Genomic DNA, 15,027 nt, shown 5'->3' with positions numbered 1-15,027 from the left:
TCCCCAGGAGCATCCCGTGAGCACGAACCCCCGCCTGCCCATCCACGCCGCCACCGGCACCGAGCTGAGCGCCAAGTCGTGGCAGACCGAGGCGCCGTTGCGGATGCTGATGAACAACCTCGACCCCGACAACGCCGAGCGCCCCGAGGACCTCGTCGTCTACGGCGGCACGGGCAAGGCCGCGCGCAGCTGGGAGGCGTACGACGCCATCGTCGCGACCCTGAGCGACCTCGAGGACGACGAGACGCTGCTGGTGCAGTCGGGCAAGCCCGTCGGCGTGATGCGTACGCACACGTGGGCGCCGCGCGTGCTGATCGCCAACTCCAACCTCGTCGGCGACTGGGCCGACTGGGAGGAGTTCCGCCGCCTCGAGGACCTCGGGCTGACCATGTACGGCCAGATGACCGCGGGCTCGTGGATCTACATCGGCACCCAGGGGATCCTCCAAGGGACCTTCGAGACGTTCGCCGCGATCGCGGACAAGCGGTTCGGTGGCACCCTCGCCGGGACGATCACGGTCACCGCCGGCCTCGGCGGGATGGGCGGCGCGCAGCCGCTCGCCGTCACCATGAACGACGGCGTCGCCATCTGCGTCGAGTGCGACCAGCACCGGATCGACCGACGCCTCGAGACCCGCTACCTCGACGTCCAGGCGCGCGACCTCGACCACGCGATCGAGCTGGCGCTGGAGGCCCGCGACGATCGCCGCGCCCTGTCGATCGGGCTGCTCGGCAACGCCGCCGACGTGCTGCCCGAGCTGCTCGAGCGCCAGCTCGACGGCTCGGTCCGCATCGACGTCGTCACCGACCAGACCTCGGCGCACGACCCGCTCTACTACCTGCCGTCCGGCACGGCGTACGACGACTGGGAGCGCGAGCGCACCGACGACCCGCGCGGGTTCACCAAGCGCAGCCAGGAGTCGATGGCGCGTCATGTGCGGGCGATGGTCGAGCTCCAGGACGCGGGCGCCGAGGTCTTCGACTACGGCAACTCGATCCGCGACGAGGCGCGCAAGGGCGGCTACGACCGGGCCTTCGCGTTCCCCGGCTTCGTGCCCGCCTACATCCGGCCGCTGTTCTGCGAGGGCAAGGGCCCGTTCCGCTGGGCCGCGCTGTCCGGCGACCCCGCGGACATCCACGCCACGGACCGGGCGATCAAGGAGCTCTTCCCCGCCGACGAGAAGCCGGAGTACGCCCGGCTGCACACGTGGCTCGACATGGCGGCCGAGCGCGTGCAGTTCCAGGGACTGCCCGCGCGGATCTGCTGGCTGGGCTACGGCGACCGGGCGAAGGCCGGCCTGCGCTTCAACGAGATGGTCGCCAGCGGCGAGCTGAAGGCGCCGATCGTCATCGGCCGCGACCACCTCGACTGCGGGTCGGTGGCCTCGCCCTACCGCGAGACCGAGGCGATGCTCGACGGCTCCGACGCCATCGCCGACTGGGCGATCCTCAACGCGCTGGTCAACACCGCCTCCGGCGCCACCTGGGTGTCCTTCCACCACGGCGGCGGCGTCGGCATCGGCCGCTCGCTCCACGCCGGCCAGGTCACGGTCGCCGACGGCACCTCGCTGGCCGCCGAGAAGATCGAGCGGGTGCTCACCAACGACCCCGGCATGGGCGTGATCCGCCACGTCGACGCGGGCTACGACCGCGCCGTCGAGGTCGCCGAGGAGCGCGGGGTCCGGGTCCCGATGCGCGGCTGACGCGCCGGGGTTGCCGGGGGTGCGGGGCGTCCGCCCCGGCTCGAGCGGTCACGTCCCCGCTCAACCACCCGGATACGGGTGTCCCAGCGGGGACGAGGGTGTCCTAGTGGTCGTACGACGCGTCGGGTCGTCGTCTGCCCACGGCTACTCGTCGGTTGTGACCGACTCGAGGAGCTTGCGCGTCAGCATCAGCACGGCGCCGTCGAAGTCGCGGGTGCCGGCCTCGATCCCCTCGCCCAGCCGGTCGAACGTGACGGTCTGGAAGACCAGGTCGACCAGGGGTGCCAGCTCGACCGCGCGGTCGAAGTCGGCCTCGGGGAACGCGTCGCGCCACGGAAGTAGGACGGTGCGCACCCGGTCCTCTGCGTGGGTCCCGTCCGCCTCGGTGAGCCAGTGCGCGAGGTGGGTGCCGTCGAGGAAGGGGTGCGTGATGCAGCCGTCGCTCCAGTCGAAGACCCGCACGCCCGAGCCGTCGAAGGCGACGTTTCCCGAGTGCAGGTCGCCGTGGGCGAGGGTGTCGGGGAAGCCGCAGGCCCAGAGCTCGCGCACCCGCGTCTCGACGAGCGGGACCGCCTCGACGAGGGCGCCGCGCTCGTCCGTGGTCAGCGCGTCGAGCTCGCGGTTGGTCGCCAGTGCGCCGCGCCAGGCCGTCAGCGTCTCCTCCGCGCCTCGGCGAGGAGCGCCCGCCCCGCGCAGCTCGTCGAGCCAGTCCAGCGATGCGATCTGGGCAGCGGCCCACAGCGGCGCGAGCGTCATGGCGGCCTTTGCCGGCGCGCCGTCGTCGTCGACCCCCCGCAACGGCTCGGTCAGGACCCAGCACCTCCTGTCCTCGATGGCGACCACCTCCGGGACCAGGTGTGGGAGGTGGGCGGCGAGCGTCGCCACGATGGCCGCCTCGGCCGCGAAGTGCGCGCAGCTGGCCTTGAACCACACGGGACCTCGGTCGGTCGGGACGACGTGGACCGCCGAGATGCTCCAGACGCGATGGGTCTGGAGCGAGCCGGTGCGCGACCGGCCGGTGTCCACCAGCGCGGCGTCGATCCAGGCCTCGACCTCGTCGGACCATCCGGGGCGATACCAGTCCGGCCGGTGTGCGGGCGGCGTGCCCCAGTGCTCACGGACCGCCCGCTCGACCTGGACGCGCACCTCCTCGCCGAGGTGGTCCGGGTCGGTCCAGTGCCCCCGCTCAGGTGCGCCGCTGCGCGCGCGGACGACGTGCAGGCGGTTGACCTCGTCGAGGACGACCGCCGGCGCGACGGGCACGGCGTCGGTGAGCAATCGGCTGGCGGTGGCCGTCGGGCTCGGCCCGCCTGCCTCCGGATCGTGGACGAAGCTCGGCAGCCGTCCGTCGTCGTCCACCCACACCCGCTCCCCGTCGGTGAGGGCGACGTGAATCGTGCGCGGCTGACGGGTCACCGCCGCATCGTGGCACGCGCGTCCTCGCGGATCCCATGACTTTCCTGCCCGGGTAGGTCAGGATCCCTCCATGGCATCGGGGGAGAGGAAGCCGGCGCGTGCGCGCGTCGTGCTCACGGACATCAGCTCGCGGGCGTGGGAGCACCCCGCCGACAGGGGCGCGCTGGTCGCCCTGCGCAAGCTCAAGGGCTTCGACGTGCTGCTCAAGACCATGTCGGGTGTGTTCCGCGAACGGGCCTGGCGGCTGACGCTGCTGGGCTCCGCGGTGCGCGTCGACGAGCGACAGTTCGCCCGGCTGCACGTGCTGCTCGCCGAGGTCGGGCGCAGCCTCGACGTCAGCGACCTGCCGGAGATGTACGTCCAGGCCGACCCGACGCTCGGCGCCGTCACGGTCGGCATGGACCGGCCGATCATCGTGCTGTCGTCCGGCCTGGTGCACCACCTCGACGACGACGAGCTCCGCTTCGTCATCGGCCACGAGCTCGGCCACGCCGTCAGCGGACACGCGGTCTACCGCACGCTGCTGGTGCGCCTGCTCGGGCTGGGCGGGCTGCTCAACGCCGTCCCCGGCGGCGCGTTGGGCATCCGGATGGTCACCGTCGGGCTGCTGGAGTGGTCGCGCAAGGCCGAGCTGTCGGCCGACCGCGCCGGCCTGCTCGCCAGCCAGGACCCGACGGCGGCGCTGCGCACCCACATGAAGCTCGCCAGCGGCGGCACCCTGGAGGAGCTCGACGTCACGTCGTTCCTCCAGCAGGGAGCGGAGTACGACGAGGGCGGCGACGTGCGCGAGTCGCTCATCAAGCTCTCGCTGCTCCAGCAGCAGAGCCACCCGTTCGCCGTCGTCCGGGCCACCGAGCTGCGCCGCTGGACCGACTCGGGCGCGTACACGACGATCCTCGCGGGCAGCTACCCGCGCCGCACCGACGACGACACCGCGTCGGTGAGCGAGGCCGCGCAGGCGGCGGCCGCGAGCTACACCGCGACGTTCGAACGGACCCAGGACACCCTCGGCCGACTCGTCCACGACCTCGCCGGCTGGGTGGGCACGGCCAGCACCTGGCTCAACGACCGCTTCCGTCGAGGCGACGAGAGCGCCTGAGCCACCCCGTTCGGACGCGGGCGACGTCCGCCGTACGCACGAGCGGGCGGGCGGAGCAGCCCGAGACGCGGCAGGACCCCGCACACCAGGGGTGTACGGGGTCCTCGCGGGGTGGCGGAGTGCTACCAGACCCGTCGGCTGGAGCCGCCGATCGGCACGAAGTTCAGCACCAGGCCGACCACGATCAAGATGATGCCGAGCGTGGTCAGGATGCTCTGGGGGAGCAGGAGCCCGAGGATGAGAAGGATCAGTCCGAGGACAATCATGGGGTGCCTCCTAGGTGTTGCGGCCGGCCCACGGTGGGCAGGGCGCCGACACTCTTGCGGGTCCGCAGCACGTTCGACAATTCCGCTCATCCCTGCGGGTGAGGCGATGTCAAGACCCTGTCCATCCTGTGGTGACCGCCCTCACTCGGTGCCGATCGCCTCGATGGCCTCGTGGATCGACAGCGTCCGGCGGGCCGACTCGACGTGGAGGTTCTCGATCATCCGGCCGTTGAGGGTCACCACGCCGGCGCCGGCGCCGGCCTCGAACGCGGCGATCAGCTCGCGCGCGTCCTCGACGGCCGCAGGGCTGGGTGCGAAGGCGCGGTTGGCCCCCTCGACCTGCCCGGGGTGGACGAGCGTCTTGCCGTCGAAGCCCATCTGTCGCCCCTGCTCGCACTCGGCGAGGAAGCCGTCGGCGTCCTTGACGTCGTTGTAGACGCCGTCGAGCACCGCGATGCCCGCGGCCCGTCCGGCCAGCAGCGCCGTGTGCAGGCTGGGCAGGATCGGGGCGCGGCCGGGGACGTGTTCGGCGTAGAGCTCCTTGACGAGGTCGTTGGTGCCGATCACGAAGGCGCCGAGGCGCTCGGAGGACCGGGCGATCGCGAGCGCGTCGAGGATCGCGACGGGCGTCTCGACCATCGCCCACAGCCGGGTGTGGTCGGGCGCGCCGGCCTTCTCCATCGCGGCCACCAGCCGGGCCACCTCCTCGGCGCTCTCCACCTTGGGGACGACGATCGCGTCGGGTCCGGCCTGGCTGGCCGCGGCGAGGTCGGCGTCGTGCCACTGGGTGCCGATCGCGTTGACGCGGATGGTGACGGTGCGCCGGCCGTAGTCGCCACTGGCGGCGGCCGCGGCGGCGGCCTCCCGGGCCGACTCCTTGGCGTCGGGCGAGACGGCGTCCTCCAGGTCGAGGATCAGGCCGTCGCAGGGGATCGTCCGCGCCTTCTCGAGCGCCCGCTGGTTGGAGCTGGGCATGTAGAGGACGCTGCGCAGGGGGGTGAAGTCAGTCATCTCAGGCCTCCTCGACCACGATCGCGTCGTACTGCTTCCTCAGCTCCGGGTCGATCGCGGCCAGCTCCTCGGCGAGGGCGACCATGACCTGGCACTGCTTCACCGAGGCGTCGTCCTCCATCTTGCCGTCGATCATCACCGCCCCGGTGCCGTCGCCCATCGCGGCGATGACGCGCCGCGCGTGCGCCACGTCCTCGACGCTGGGGGAGAAGACGCGGTGGGCGATCGCGATCTGCGCCGGGTGCAGGCTCCAGGCGCCGACGCAGCCGAGGAGGAACGCGTTGCGGAACTGGTCCTCGCAGCCGACCGTGTCCGCGATGTCGCCGAACGGCCCGTAGTAGGGGTAGATCCCGTGCATCGCGCACGCGTCGACCATCCGGGCGATCGTGTAGTGCCACAGGTCCTGCTGGTACGTCGCCCGCTCGGCGTCGTGCTGCGCCTTGCCGTCCGCGTCGCGCGGGGCGTCCTGGCGCACGAGGTAGCCCGGGTGGCCGCCGCCGACGCGGGTGGTCTTCATCCGGCGGTCGGCGGCGAGGTCGGCCGGCCCCAGGGACAGGCCCTGCATCCGCGGGCTGGCGCCGCAGATCTCCTCGATGTTCGCCACACCGCGCGCGGTCTCGAGGATCGCGTGGACGAGGATCGGGCGGTCGAGCCCGGCCTTCGCCTCGAGCTGGGCGAGCAGCCGGTCGACGTAGTGGATGTCCTCGGCGCCCTGGACCTTCGGCACCATGATGACGTCGAGCTTGTCGCCGATCGCGGGCACGAGGGTGGTCAGGTCGTCGAGCACCCAGGGGCTGTCGAGCGAGTTGATCCGCGTCCACAGCTGGGTGGGCCCGAAGTCGGTCGCCCGGGCGATGTCGACCAGTCCCCGGCGCGACTTCTCCTTGTTCTCCGCCTTGACGGCGTCCTCGAGGTTGCCGAGCAGCACGTCGACCGTGCCGACCATGCCGGGCACCTTGGCGGCCATCTTCTCGTTGCCCGGGTCGAAGAAGTGGATTGCGCGGCTCGGCCGGGCGGGGATCTCGCGCGGCGGCGCGGGCGCGCCGACGGCGAGCGGGGCGAAGAAGTCCTTGGCGGGGCGGGTCATGGGCGCAAACTACCGCTGCGCCGGAGCAGCCCGATATGACCCATGTCTCGCTGTCGGGCAGGGCGCGGATCCTCCTCGACTCCTACGTGTGCGGCATCCAGCCGGTGTCCGACCCCGGTCGCAGGCCCAGCGACGACGGTCAGCGGGTGCGCCGGCGGCGCCACCACGACCGCTTCCGCGGCGGCGGCGCGGCAGCACGGGCCGCGGCTCGCTGCGCCTCGATGCGGGACGTCCGGCGCTCACCCCACGCCTCGACCTCCGCGTCGACGTCGCGCACGGCGGTGATCACCGGTGGACCGCCCTGCAGCTGACGGCGGGTCTCCACGACGCGGCGGTTGAAGTCGTCGAGCTCACGTCGTACCTCCCGCTCGATCGGGATCGCGTCGAGGCGTGCGTCGAGCCCGGCGTCCTCCTTTCGCAGCGCCAGGGCCGGCGGGAGGAGCGCGATGCTCTCGCGCTCGACGAGCTTCTTGACCCACCAGTCGGGGTCGTGCTCGCCGCCGAGGTCCTCGATCGGCTTGCCCGTGCCCGGCAGGTCGTCGAACTCGCCGCGCTCCATCGCCTGGCGCACCTGCAGGTCGACCCACGTCGACTGCTGCGCGATCCGGGCGGCGGAGGCCGAGCGCCCCGTGCGGTCGTCGCGCTCGCGCTCGCGGCGTCTCGACCCGGGGTCCGCGACGTCGAAGTCGTCGTTCTCGGACATGCGTCGAGTCTACGGTCGCCGGTCACGCCGAGGCCCGCGTCGACCGGTGGCCCCGGACCGTCCCGGTCCTCGAGGACGGCAGCCCGGCACCTCAGGTGGAGGCGGGGGGACCGGCGTGACCGCGAACGTGGTCGTCATGGTGATCCTCCTGTCCGACCCCCGTGTCGCCGCCGTGCCCGTGCGTGAGTCCGGTGAGCCCCTGGTCCGCCTCGACGCGTCGTTCGGGCCGGCCCGGGCGCGGGTCAGGCGCGGCCTGGCCGACCGGCTGGCCCACGCCCGGCGCGACCTGCCGCCCGGCATCGCGATCCGGGTCGTCGAGGGACACCGGTCGGTGGCCGACCAGCGCTCGATCGTCGCCGCCTACGCCACGGAGGTCCGCGCCGCCCATCCGGAGGCCGGCCCCGACGAGGTGCGGCGGCTCACCAGCCGCTTCGTCGCGCCGGTGGACGTCGCGCCGCACGTGGCCGGCGCGGCGGTGGACCTGACACTGGTCGACGCCTGCGGCGACGACCTCGACCTCGGCACGCCCATCGACGCGACGCCGGAGCAGTCCGACGGCGCCTGCTACTTCGCCGCGGCCGGCATCGGGGCCGACGCCCGCGCGCACCGCGACCTGCTGGCGCGCGTGCTCGGCGGCGCCGGGCTGGTCAACTACCCCACCGAGTGGTGGCACTGGAGCTTCGGCGACCGCTACTGGGCGCTCGTCACCGGCGCGGGTGCCGCGACCTACGGCCCGGCCCGCGTCGGCGACGAGGCAGCCGCGTGAGCGCGCTGGCCGTGGCGCCCACCGCGGTCCCCGGCGCAGCGCCCACCCTGGACGTCGACCTGTCGGCCGTCGCCGCCAACACCCGCCTGATCGCCTCGCGCACCGCGGCCGAGGTGATGGCGGTGGTGAAGGCCGACGGCTTCGGGCACGGCGGGGCCGATGTGGCCCGCACGGCGCTGGCGCACGGGGCGACCTCGCTCGGTGTCACCAGCATCGAGGAGGCGCTCGCCCTGCGTACGGCCGGCCTGACCGCGCCCGTCCTCAGCTGGCTCAACCCGGTCGACGCCGCGTACGCCGACGCGCTGGCCGGTGAGGTCGAGCTCGCCGTGCCCTCGCGCGAGCACCTCGACGCCGTCGTCCTCGCCCAGCGGTCCGGGCCGCACCAGCGCTCGGCCCGCATCCACCTGCACCTCGACACCGGCATGGCCCGCGACGGTGCGGAGCCGTCGGCGTGGCCCGACCTGTGCCGTGCCGCCCGCCGGGCGGAGCGGGCGGGACTCGTCCGCGTGGTCGGGGTGATGGGACACCTCGGCTGCGCCGACGACCCGGCCGACGGGTGCAACGCGCTGGGCCGGCGGCGCTTCGCGTGGGGGGTGGAGACGGCCAGGGGCGCAGGGCTCCGCCCCGCCCGCCGCCACCTCGCGGCCACGGCGGCGACCCTGCTGGACGTCCGCAGCCACCACACGACGGTCCGCGTCGGCGCCGGCCTCGTCGGCATCGACCCCACCGGCACCACCCTCCTGCGCTCGGGGCTGACCCTCACCGCGCCGGTGGTCGGCGTCCGTCGCGTCCGCGCCGGCGCGGGCGTCGGCTACGGGCACAGCTGGATCGCGCCCGCGGCGACCCACCTGGCGCTGCTGCCGCTCGGCTACGCCGACGGGCTGCCGCGCGCAGCCTCCGGTCGGGCGGAGGTGCTGCTGCGCGGGCATCGGCGACCCGTCGTCGGGCGGATCTCGATGGACCAGGTCGTCGTCGACCTCGGCGACGACCACGCCGAGCCCGGCGACACCGCCACCGTGCTGGGCCCCGGCGCCGCCGGCGAGCCGACCGTCGGCGACTGGGCCCGCTGGGCCGACACCCTCCCGCACGAGATCGTCACCGGGATCGGTCCCCGCGTGCGCCGCAGCGTCCGCCCCGCCGGCCCTGCCGCGCACTCCTCCTCACCCCGACTCAGGAGCATCCCGTGACCACCCCCGCCGCCTCGCAGGGCGCCCGCACCCGGGTCGCCGTCGTCGGCGGCGGCCAGAGTTGCGAGCACGAGGTCTCCCTCGCCTCCGCCGCCGCGGTCGCCGCCGCCCTCGACCCGACGGCCTACGACGTCGTCCGGCTGACCATCGGACGCGACGGGCGCTGGGCCGGCGGCGATCGGGCCCTCGGCCTCGGCGAGGCCGTGACAGTGCTGCAGTCCTGCGCCGCCGTGCTGCCCGTGGTGCACGGCCCGCGCGGCGAGGACGGCTCGCTCGCCGCGCTCTGCGAGCTCGCCGGGGTCGCCTACGTCGGCTCCGGCGTCGGGGCCGGGGCGCTGGCGATGGACAAGTGGGCGACCAAGCTCGTCGCCGGGGCGCTCGGCATCGCGACCGCCCCCGGCGTGCTGCTCACCGCGGCCACCGCCACGTCGTACGCGTGGACCCACCCGGTCGTCGTCAAGCCCGTCGCGGCCGGCTCGAGCCACGGCGTGAGCCTGGTCGGCGACCCGTCCCGGCTGGCCGACGCGCTCGCTGCGGCGCTCGCCCTCGACGACCGCGTGCTCGTCGAGGACGTCGTCGCGGGCCGGGAGGTCGACGTCGCCGTCCTCGGCGGGCCCGACGGCACCCGCGTGGTGTCGCCGGCCCTGGAGGTCGTGGTCGACGGTTGGTTCGACTACGAGGCGAAGTACGCCGGCGGTGCCGACTTCCGCGTCCCCGCCGCGCTGTCGGACGCCGAGCGTTGCGCCCTCGAGGAGGCCGCCCTCGCGGTCTACGACGCCCTCGGCTGCGCCGGAGTGGCGAGGGTCGACTGCTTCGTGACCGGCGACGGCCCGGTGCTCAACGAGGTCAACACCATGCCCGGCTTCACCGAGCAGTCGCAGGTGCCGCGGATGTTCGCCGCAGCCGGGATGTCGTACGCCGACCTGCTCGACCGCCTCGTCCGCGACGTGCTCCCGGGGCGAGCCGTGTCGTGACCGTCCCCGGCATGGTTCGATTGCGCCGTCACGCGCCCAGTCAGCCGCCCAGTCACCTGCCAGGAGGACCCGCCATCGCCGCGCTCACCCCGGTGCCGCCGACGTCGCGGCGGACCGTGCCCGGCGCAGTGGTGCCATGAGCGGCCCGCCGAGCCCGCCCGTCGCCGATCGGCTGCGGGACTGGGCGCCGGACATCGCGATCGGCGCGGCCGTGCTGGTCCTCGGCCTGGTCGAGGCGACGACCGCCGAGCACCTCCTCTCCCCGCCCCAGTTCTCACCGCCCCGGAGGCTGCTCCTGATCGCCGTCGGCATGGCCGTCGCCGCGGGCCTGTGCCGGCGCGCGCCGGCGATCGCGTTGCTGCTGGTCTGGGGGCTCTGCGGTCTCCAGCTGCTCACCGGCACCGATGTGATGCTCGCCCAGCTCGCCATCGCGGTCGTGGCCTTCGGCACCGCGCGCTGGGGGTCGCTCCCGACGGTCTGGCTCAGCGCTCTCTCGATCCCCGCTGCAGGGCTGATCGTCTTCGTGCTGATCGCGGCACCCCAGCTCTCGGGACTGGTCGACCAGGTCGGCCTCGGGACGATCGTCTCGGAGGCCTACTCCTACGGCGACACCTGGCAGATCGGCGCGGCGGTGACCGGGATGTTGGTGCTCGGTGCCCCGTGGCTCGCCGGGCTGGCGCTGCGGTTCATGTCCCGGGCCAGGACGTCGGAGCTCTCGCAGGTCGCCGCCGAGGAGGACGCGGCCCGGGCGCACCGCGATTCCGAGCAGGCCCGCGAGATCGCCCGGCTGCGCGAGGAGCAGGCCCGCCTGGCCCGCGACGTGCACGACGTGGTGGGCCACTCGCTCGCGGTGATCCTCGCCCAGGCCGAGTCGGCGCAATACCTCGAGGACGCCGACACCGAGCGGCTGAAGCAGACGATGGCGACCATCGCCACGTCGGCGCGCACGTCGCTGCAGGACGTCAGGCAGGTGCTGACCACCACCCAGGGTGCCACCGCGCCGACGGGCAGCGCGAGCCTCGACAGCCTGGTCGACAACGTCCGTTCCAGCGGGCACGAGGTCGTCTCGAGCGTCGTCGGCCGACCGCAGCCGCTGCCGCCCGAGCTCGAGACCGTCGCCTACCGCGTCCTGCAGGAGATGCTGACCAACGCGATCAGGCACGGCCGCCGCGACAGCCCGGTGACGGTGGAGCGGCACTGGGAGGGCGAGCTGCGTCTCGAGGTCCGCAACGTCGTGGACCCCGCCGCCTCCGACGCCACCCAGCCGATCCGCACCGCGGCCCCGGACGCCCCGCCCGTCGCGGTCCCGGGTCAGGCGGCCGGCCAGGGCGTCGACGGCATGCGGCGCCGGCTGGAGGCGGTCGGCGGCCGGCTCGACGTACGCCGACGCGACGAGGCGGGCGGGCAGACGTTCACCGCGACGGCGTGGCTGCCCGTGCGGGTCACGACGTGATCCGGGTCGTGCTGGTCGACGACCAGGAGCTCTTCCGCGAGGGCGTGCGCACGATCATCGACGCCCAGGACGGGATGGAGGTCGTCGGCGTCGCCGGCGACGGCTTCGAGGCCGTCGCGGTCTGCGACGAGCTCCAGCCCGACGTGGTGCTGATGGACATCCGGATGCCGGAGATGGACGGCGTCGAGGCGACCCGTCAGCTGTGCGCGCCCGACCGGGTGTCGCGGCGCGAGCGCCCGCTGCGGGTGGTGGTGCTGACGACCTTCAACCTCGACGACCGCGCGGCGACGGCGATCCGCTACGGCGCCAGCGGCTTCCTGCTCAAGGACACGACCCCGCTGATGCTGCGCGACGCGATCCGCACGGTCCACGCCGGCAACGCGGTGCTCGCACCCGCCGATCTGTCCCTGCTCCTGCAGGGTCAGTTCGTCGCCCGGGCGCCGGCGCCGGCGGCCTACCTCGCCCTGACCGGGAAGGAGCGCGAGGTCTTCGCGGCCGTGGCACGTGGCTTGTCCAACACCGAGATCGCCGCGGAGATCTTCGCCTCGGAGTCGACGGTCAAGACCCACGTCGGCTCGGTGCTGCGCAAGCTGGCGCTGCGCGACCGGGTGCAGATCGTGGTGTTCGCGCACGAGCACGGCCTGGTCGGCCAGCGCTGACACCGGCCCGGGGGCCTCCTCGTCCCGGGTCGGCTGCGTGGCAGGCTGTCGCCCATGGCGATCCCGGTACTGCCCGACCGTGCCGCAGGAGTGCAGCTCCACGTGACCTCGCTGCCCGGCGGTCGGCTCGGCGAGCCGGCCCGCGACTTCGTGCGGTGGCTGGCCGCCGCCGGCCAGTCGGTGTGGCAGGTCCTGCCCCTCACCGTCCCCGACGCGCACGGGTCTCCGTACGCCTCCCCGTCCGCGTTCGCCACCTGGCCCGGGCTGCTCGAGCACCCGGACGCGCCGGTCGGCGACGACGAGGTGCAGGAGTTCGCCGAGGAGAACGCCTACTGGGCCGGGTCGTGGACGGCATACGGCGGCGACCTCGCCGACCAGGTGCGCTTCGACCGCGAGTGGCGGGCGCTGCGCTCGTTCGCCGCCGACCACGGGGTCCGGGTGCTGGGCGACGTCCCGATCTACGTCGCCGCCGGCAGCGCGGACGTGGCGACGTGGCCCGAGCTGTTCCGCCACGACGCCGTCGCCGGCGTACCGCCCGACGCGTTCACCGACACCGGCCAGCTGTGGGGCAACCCGCTCTACGACTGGACGGCGATGGCGGCCGACGGCTACCGGTGGTGGGTGGAGCGGCTGCGCCGGAGCCTCGCGCTCCACGACCTCGTCCGGGTCGACCACTTCCGGGCCTTCGCGGCCTTCTGGGCCGTGCCGGCGGACCACGAGACGGCGGAGCACGGCAGCTGGCAGCCTGGCCCGGGACGGGCGGTCTTCGACGCCGCGTCCGCCGAGCTCGGGCCGTTGCCCGTCGTCGCCGAGGACCTCGGGGTCATCGACGCCCCCGTCGAGGCGCTCCGCGATGCGCTGGGCTTCCCGGGGATGGCGGTCCTGCAGTTCGGCTTCGACCCCGACAGCGACGACGGCACCCACGAGCCCCACAACCTGCGCCCCGACCAGGTCGTCTACACCGGCACCCACGACAACGACACCGTGGTGGGCTGGTGGGACACCCTGCCCGAACGCCGGCGGCACAAGGTCGAGCGTGCCTGGGCCGCGGCCGGCATCGACGACCCGGACCCCGCGTGGGCGATGATCCGCCTCGCCCACCACACCCCCTGCGCGCTCGCCATGGTGCAGGCCCAGGACGTGCTGTCGCTGGGCGGCGAGGCCCGGATGAACACCCCCGGATCCGTGGCCACCTGGTCGTGGCGCCTCGAGCCCGGCATGCTCACCGACGACCTCGCCCGGCGCCTGCGCGAGGTGAGCGAGGAGTCCGGCCGCGCGCACTGAGTCCGGTCGCCGCTGCGGGCGACCCGGGGTCGGACAAGGGTCGATCCCTATGGTGTCGCGCGCCCCGGCGGCCCATGCTGGAGGCATGGAAAAGATCCGCGCCTCCCTCGCCCGCCAGGGCCTCGTCCGCTCGGCCGACCGCGGCATCCTGGGCGGTGTGTGCGCCGGGGTCGGTCGCCGATTCGGTCTGACGCCCTGGATCACGCGGCTGCTGTTCCTGGTGACGCTCGTGGTCATCCCGGGCAGCCAGTTCCTGGTCTATCCGCTGCTGTGGTTCCTCATGCCGAGCGAGGACAGCGTCGTCGCCGCGAAGAACCCCCCGCACCTCCCGCGCTGACCGTGGTCCGAGGCATCGCTGCCGACTGGCTCGATGTCCCGCAGCACAGCACCCGGCGGTTCGCCGCCGCGCGCGGGACGCCCTGGCGCCTGAGGCACCTACTGGAACGAGACGAACCGGACGTCGGGCAGCGCCCGACGCACCTGCTGGGGCCGCATCCGCGGTGAGTCCTCGTCGTAGAACAGCTTGAAGCCCATCGTGAACTTCCGCGGCACCGCGACGTTGTCGTACGTCACCAGCTTGTCCGCCGGGCTGCCGAAGCCGTCGACGTGCTGGACCATCGCCAGCCCCTCGCGGTGCCGGACCTTGCGGACGTCGGGGACCATCCCGGTCGTGAACTGGTGGATGACGAAGAGCTTCTCCGGCAGCGCGTTGTCGCGGGTCAGCCGCGACAGCCAGCCGGCGGTGCGGTTGATCTCGCGGGCGCCGACGGAGCCGATCTGCTGCCCGGGGAACTGATCGGGGCCGACCCGCCACTCGGGGTCGAGCGCCAGCCCGACCCACGGGTCCTTCAGCGCCCACTCCCACCGCTTGGCCGCGGTCAGGAAGTCGGTGCGACCGGGCTGGAGGTCGAGCAGCAGCAGCGCGCCGTTGCGATGGGCGGCGTCGATGTAGGACTGCACGTGACTGTGCAGGACGTCGTGGGCGTGGTCGCCGTCGGTGCCGGGGTGGTCGGCGCCGTCCGCGACCGTGACGATGAGCTCGTAGACCGGCAGCAGCCGCTCGCCGCGCTGCAGGAACGGCTTCCCCGCACGGGTGATCCTGCGGAACGCCTGGTCCGGACCCGACTCGCCCAGCACGCCCAGCGCCCCGGTCGCGGCCGTGCCGTAGTAGGCGGTGAGGAAGCGCTTCTTGGCGAAGATCGTCGTCCCGCCGCCGGGGAGGCGAGTGGTCGTGCGCGCATCGGTCGCAGCGGCCGTCGTGGACGCCGCCGGATCGTGCGTCGCCGCGGCGGGCGTGCCGCCCAGGAGCGGAAGGGTGAGCAGTGCCGTCGTGAGCGCGACCAGCCGCGCCCGAGTCCCCCGATTCATAAAGCAGGACCCTAGTGGCACGCAGCCTCGCGGGCCCTCCGCCGCGCTGCGG

At 73.8% G+C, this 15,027-nt stretch carries 15 protein-coding genes; 9 read left to right on the top strand and 6 right to left on the bottom strand.

Translation table 11 applies throughout. The features are described from left to right. Nucleotides 1-16 precede the first annotated feature (16 nt). Complete coding sequence (gene hutU, locus AC3X7Z_RS06285) at nt 17-1,702, top strand: urocanate hydratase (protein WP_489975360.1); 1,686 nt, start codon at nt 17-19, stop codon at nt 1,700-1,702. A 144-nt stretch (nt 1,703-1,846) separates the two neighbouring features. On the opposite strand, the gene AC3X7Z_RS06280 is transcribed toward hutU, so the two are convergent. Then, complete coding sequence (locus AC3X7Z_RS06280; protein WP_489975359.1) at nt 1,847-3,118, bottom strand: phosphotransferase family protein; 1,272 nt, start codon at nt 3,116-3,118, stop codon at nt 1,847-1,849. A 70-nt stretch (nt 3,119-3,188) separates the two neighbouring features. Between AC3X7Z_RS06280 and AC3X7Z_RS06275 the strand changes: the two genes are divergently transcribed. After that, nucleotides 3,189-4,217, top strand: coding sequence for a M48 family metallopeptidase (locus AC3X7Z_RS06275; RefSeq protein WP_489975358.1), 1,029 nt, complete (start codon nt 3,189-3,191; stop codon nt 4,215-4,217). A gap of 122 nt (nt 4,218-4,339) precedes the next feature. Here the strand turns inward: AC3X7Z_RS06275 and AC3X7Z_RS06270 are convergent, their stop codons facing one another. The 4 genes from AC3X7Z_RS06270 to AC3X7Z_RS06255 all read right to left on the bottom strand — a co-directional run bounded on the left by AC3X7Z_RS06270 (nt 4,340) and on the right by AC3X7Z_RS06255 (nt 7,284). After that, nucleotides 4,340-4,483 carry a hypothetical protein gene (locus AC3X7Z_RS06270; RefSeq protein WP_186339411.1) on the bottom strand — a complete coding sequence of 48 codons (144 nt, stop codon included), beginning with the start codon at nt 4,481-4,483 and terminating at the stop codon, nt 4,340-4,342. 141 nt (nt 4,484-4,624) lie between these two features. After that, the gene (locus tag AC3X7Z_RS06265; protein ID WP_186339410.1) at nt 4,625-5,494 is read right to left on the bottom strand and encodes an HpcH/HpaI aldolase/citrate lyase family protein; all 870 of its coding nucleotides are present in this window, start codon (nt 5,492-5,494) and stop codon (nt 4,625-4,627) included. A gap of 1 nt (nt 5,495) precedes the next feature. Beyond that, on the bottom strand, nt 5,496-6,581 hold the full coding sequence (locus AC3X7Z_RS06260; protein WP_186339409.1) for an HpcH/HpaI aldolase/citrate lyase family protein: 1,086 nt from the start codon (nt 6,579-6,581) through the stop codon (nt 5,496-5,498). Between the two features lie 139 nt (nt 6,582-6,720). Further along, entirely contained in the window at nt 6,721-7,284 is a 564-nt protein-coding gene (locus AC3X7Z_RS06255; RefSeq protein ID WP_489975357.1) for a DnaJ family domain-containing protein, read from the bottom strand. 115 nt (nt 7,285-7,399) lie between these two features. Here AC3X7Z_RS06255 and AC3X7Z_RS06250 point away from each other — a divergent pair, with 115 nt between their 5' ends. From AC3X7Z_RS06250 to AC3X7Z_RS06220, 7 genes are all read left to right on the top strand, one after another. Continuing rightward, complete coding sequence (locus AC3X7Z_RS06250; RefSeq protein ID WP_489975356.1) at nt 7,400-8,050, top strand: M15 family metallopeptidase; 651 nt, start codon at nt 7,400-7,402, stop codon at nt 8,048-8,050. Next, nucleotides 8,047-9,237 (top strand): alanine racemase, encoded by a 1,191-nt coding sequence (gene alr, locus AC3X7Z_RS06245; RefSeq protein ID WP_489975355.1) that lies wholly within the window; start codon nt 8,047-8,049, stop codon nt 9,235-9,237. Before AC3X7Z_RS06250 ends, alr begins: the two co-directional genes overlap by 4 nt. Then, complete coding sequence (locus AC3X7Z_RS06240) at nt 9,234-10,211, top strand: D-alanine--D-alanine ligase family protein (protein WP_489975354.1); 978 nt, start codon at nt 9,234-9,236, stop codon at nt 10,209-10,211. The genes alr and AC3X7Z_RS06240 overlap by 4 nt, the downstream gene beginning before the upstream one ends. 136 nt (nt 10,212-10,347) lie before the next feature. Beyond that, nucleotides 10,348-11,664 (top strand): sensor histidine kinase, encoded by a 1,317-nt coding sequence (locus tag AC3X7Z_RS06235; RefSeq protein ID WP_489975353.1) that lies wholly within the window; start codon nt 10,348-10,350, stop codon nt 11,662-11,664. Next, a complete protein-coding gene (locus AC3X7Z_RS06230) occupies nt 11,637-12,323 on the top strand; it encodes a response regulator (RefSeq protein WP_241005239.1) in 687 nt (228 codons plus the stop codon). Before AC3X7Z_RS06235 ends, AC3X7Z_RS06230 begins: the two co-directional genes overlap by 28 nt. 54 nt (nt 12,324-12,377) lie before the next feature. Then, complete coding sequence (locus AC3X7Z_RS06225) at nt 12,378-13,607, top strand: 4-alpha-glucanotransferase (RefSeq protein WP_489975352.1); 1,230 nt, start codon at nt 12,378-12,380, stop codon at nt 13,605-13,607. 85 nt (nt 13,608-13,692) lie between these two features. Further along, nucleotides 13,693-13,944 (top strand): PspC domain-containing protein, encoded by a 252-nt coding sequence (locus tag AC3X7Z_RS06220; RefSeq protein WP_489975351.1) that lies wholly within the window; start codon nt 13,693-13,695, stop codon nt 13,942-13,944. Nucleotides 13,945-14,042: 98 nt separating this feature from the next. Here the strand turns inward: AC3X7Z_RS06220 and AC3X7Z_RS06215 are convergent, their stop codons facing one another. Next, a complete protein-coding gene (locus tag AC3X7Z_RS06215; RefSeq protein ID WP_489975350.1) occupies nt 14,043-14,975 on the bottom strand; it encodes a hypothetical protein in 933 nt (310 codons plus the stop codon). Nucleotides 14,976-15,027: the final 52 nt, after the last annotated feature.

Source organism: Nocardioides sp. Z24_21 (genome assembly GCF_058134345.1).
The sequence above is the reverse complement of the archived record's forward strand: the minus strand, read 5'-3'. Positions and strand labels throughout refer to the sequence as shown.

What these genes read in the sequence shown, in the direction of transcription:
- AC3X7Z_RS06265 (WP_186339410.1), bottom strand. Translation starts at nt 5,494, where the DNA reads ATGACTGACTTCACCCCCCTGCGCAGCGTCCTCTACATGCCCAGCTCC.
- AC3X7Z_RS06235 (WP_489975353.1), top strand. Translation starts at nt 10,348, where the DNA reads ATGAGCGGCCCGCCGAGCCCGCCCGTCGCCGATCGGCTGCGGGACTGG.
- AC3X7Z_RS06270 (WP_186339411.1), bottom strand. Translation starts at nt 4,483, where the DNA reads ATGATTGTCCTCGGACTGATCCTTCTCATCCTCGGGCTCCTGCTCCCC.
- AC3X7Z_RS06215 (WP_489975350.1), bottom strand. Translation starts at nt 14,975, where the DNA reads ATGAATCGGGGGACTCGGGCGCGGCTGGTCGCGCTCACGACGGCACTG.
- AC3X7Z_RS06275 (WP_489975358.1), top strand. Translation starts at nt 3,189, where the DNA reads ATGGCATCGGGGGAGAGGAAGCCGGCGCGTGCGCGCGTCGTGCTCACG.
- AC3X7Z_RS06255 (WP_489975357.1), bottom strand. Translation starts at nt 7,284, where the DNA reads ATGTCCGAGAACGACGACTTCGACGTCGCGGACCCCGGGTCGAGACGC.
- AC3X7Z_RS06260 (WP_186339409.1), bottom strand. Translation starts at nt 6,581, where the DNA reads ATGACCCGCCCCGCCAAGGACTTCTTCGCCCCGCTCGCCGTCGGCGCG.
- AC3X7Z_RS06220 (WP_489975351.1), top strand. Translation starts at nt 13,693, where the DNA reads ATGGAAAAGATCCGCGCCTCCCTCGCCCGCCAGGGCCTCGTCCGCTCG.
- AC3X7Z_RS06225 (WP_489975352.1), top strand. Translation starts at nt 12,378, where the DNA reads ATGGCGATCCCGGTACTGCCCGACCGTGCCGCAGGAGTGCAGCTCCAC.